This window comes from Legionella erythra (genome assembly GCF_001467615.1).
Classification (GTDB): domain Bacteria; phylum Pseudomonadota; class Gammaproteobacteria; order Legionellales; family Legionellaceae; genus Legionella_C; species Legionella_C erythra.
Map to the genome: position 1 here is coordinate 1 of NZ_LNYA01000013.1, position 3,013 is coordinate 3,013.

Below are 3,013 nucleotides of genomic sequence, written 5' to 3' on the forward strand. Positions count from 1 at the left end.
CACAGCCCCCGCCTCGGCACAAGACTGGAACAACGAAGCCATCCGTCTCAGACAACTCGGCAAAATCGAGCAGGCCAATGCCATTGAGAAACAAATCGCTAAACCCCTTGTCGCTGTTGTTTCGGGCACGGAAGCAAAATCGGCCGCATCCGCTGCCGCAAAAAGGGCCACACGTAAAGCAAGTCTTAAAGACAATAAGAAAAACCCTGCACCCACTAAAACAGCACAAGAATTGGTCACGGCATTGATTGAAGAAAAACCCCTGACAACGACAGAAATCAGACAATTTATTGATCCAGAACGCATCAATGAACTGTGGTGGAACACAACCTACAAAGGACACCGGCTTTTTATTCTTCTATTTCTTTCCTTATTCCAAAAGCGCAAGATTACCCAATTTTTTGAATCCTCTGATCTTAATAACATTGCCAAGACCATTCTGACCTATGACCGTTTAATGGAACCCATTAAGGATGGCAATGAGAAAACCGTGCTGCTTTACATGTGCGCAAATAGCGGGGGCGCCCAGTATTTACATCAGATTTTTGAAAATAACCCCAAATTACTGGAGCGCTGTTTACCCCATTTATATACCCGGCAAGCCATCCGGAGTAAAAATGGCGAAGTGGCCATGGTCTCCCCCTTGTTTTACTTAACCATTAATTACCCCGAGCTATGCCTGATGCTCACCGGAAAAAATTTCATTAAACGCATTCCTGTCGAAACCTGGTATCAGGAAGGAACTGTCAAAGGGTATTGCCAGGATTTACCTCTGCTTGTGGCCTTAATCACCACATTATGGTACACCAAGGAGCATAAGCAGACTATTGCCGCTATTTTAGGCGCGCTAACCCCAAGACTTGTCGATGCGGGATTTCCAGATGCACTGCTTTGCAAAGAGGGTATACTGTTAAAATCAGAAGACTCGGTGTCGATCTCTCTTCTTCAGGCCCTACTCCTTCTCTCTGAGGGAATAGACCTGCTGTGGAAATTGATGAGCAATTCGCCAAAATCCTTTGCGCAAATCCCCCCCGAAATCTGGCTTAACAATAAGTTTTTTAAAGGAGAGATAAAGCCGTCTGATTCAGACGATTCCATCTCGAATCAATCACAATACTATACGTTATTGGATTCACTGGCGTTCTGCCACCACACGGGAATGCCGATACTGGATAAATTGTTGGACCTCTATCCTGACTTGCCCTATATCATGCCAGCGAAGATGCTCTACAAAAAATATGACGAGTCCGGCATTTCCCTTCTCCACTTTTTAGTCGCTCAATCCACAGCCATCCCTCCTGATTTCCTCTTTCGCATGCTTCACAAAAATCCAGCACTCACAAAGGATATTCCCCTGGAAACATGGTATGCCTCACCGCATCAGGGAGTAATTCCCCCTCTCTATTGGCTTTGCCATTCCCAAAAAGGCCTTGAGATTATTGCTTGCGTTATGAAGGAATGCCCCAATCTACTAGAGGTTGTTCCGATTGAATTCTGGAATCACCCATTAACCGTGATGATTAATAAACAGCAGACGAATAACTCGCCACTGGATTTATTGCTTAGGCATGACGCCGATTGGGATCTGGTGTATCAGATAGCTAAAACAGCGGGCAAAGATCGTTTTAGTCAGTGGGCTTTAAAAAATAAACGATTAGCGCTGTTGCTTCCTCATTTTTTTCCAGAAAATGAAGTAGCGCCACCACCCATCGCGGCCATGCAATCCCAGGCTTCCCCGCTGTTTTTCAGCCCGGCTACAACGAAAGAAAATAACCCGTCTTCCGCCAGTAAGGTAACGACCATGGAGCCAGAGTAATTTGATAACAAGATACAATCAGTGAACCGCGGCATGATGTTCTCTTGTGTTAGGACTGAAATCCAGTATTATCTGTAGCGGGTCATCCTTTAAGAGAAGAAATGTATAACCTGTTCATGCTGATAATCAGTTTTGCCGCGCTCCTGTGGTCAGCCAACCATGTGGTGACCGGTGCTTCGGGCATTGCTTACAATTATCGCCTGCCGCCTCTACTGATAGGCTTTACCTTAGTTGCCCTCGGCACCTCAGCACCCGAAATCATGATTGCCGTGAACGCCACCCTGGAAGGTTTGCCGGATATCGCCATTGGTAACGCCATCGGCACCAACATTGCCAATATTGGCCTGGTCTTAGGGATCACGGCCTTAATCAAACCCCTGACCCTGCAATCTTCCCTGCTCAGCCGTGAATACCCCCTGCTTTTTTTAGTGATGTTATTTACTTATTCCTTAATGCTCGACGGTTACCTTGGCATCGTCGACAGTTGCCTCTTTTTATTGGCCTGTGTGGCCATGTTAAGCTACCTGCTGCTGACCTCTCGGCAATCCCTGGTCGCTGCCCGAGTCAATCAGGCATTTCAGCAGGCCTGGTTTCGTAAACGCTCCATTCGACTCCATACCCTGAGTTTTGTTCTGGGCATTATCATTCTGCCCCTGAGTGCCCATTACCTGATTGAGGCCAGCGCGGGTCTGGCGCATCGTTTGGGCATGAGTGATCTGATTATTGGTCTGACGCTCGTGGCTTTCGGCTCCAGCCTGCCCGAGCTGGTTACCTCCATCATCGCCGCCTTGCGCGGCGCTGACGACCTTGCCGTGGGCAATATCCTCGGTTCAAACCTGTTTAACCTGCTGACCGTCATGATTTTCCCGGGCATGATTCATCCTGCGGTCATAAGCCATGCGGTTTTGTGGCGAGATGTCCCGGTGATGTTTGGGGCCACTCTGATTCTTTTGTGGGGAAGTTACCGCAACAAACGAAAATTAGCCCGCTGGCATGGGGTCTTGTTGATCATGGTTTATTTCAGTTACATCATTTCGCTTCTGATTAGTGCCAGCCACTAGGCTGGTATGGCGGCATTGATTTTCAAATACAAATTGATTACTATTCAACCATTTTGAATATTTGGAATCAATTCGTGCAAAAAGTATTATATTGGCAAGACGTATTAGGTAACAGTGAGGATTTAAACCAATATCA

General features: G+C 46.9%; 2 protein-coding genes. Both read left to right on the forward strand.

Annotation, left to right across the window (positions count from 1 at the left end; translation table 11 throughout):
- Positions 1 to 1,816, forward strand: a 1,816-nt coding sequence (locus tag Lery_RS15415) for a hypothetical protein (protein WP_162262939.1), incomplete at its 5' end; no start/stop codon positions are given.
- A gap of 101 nt (positions 1,817 to 1,917) precedes the next feature.
- Complete coding sequence (locus Lery_RS03585; RefSeq protein ID WP_058525892.1) at positions 1,918 to 2,877, forward strand: calcium/sodium antiporter; 960 nt, start codon at positions 1,918 to 1,920, stop codon at positions 2,875 to 2,877.
- Positions 2,878 to 3,013 lie beyond the last annotated feature (136 nt).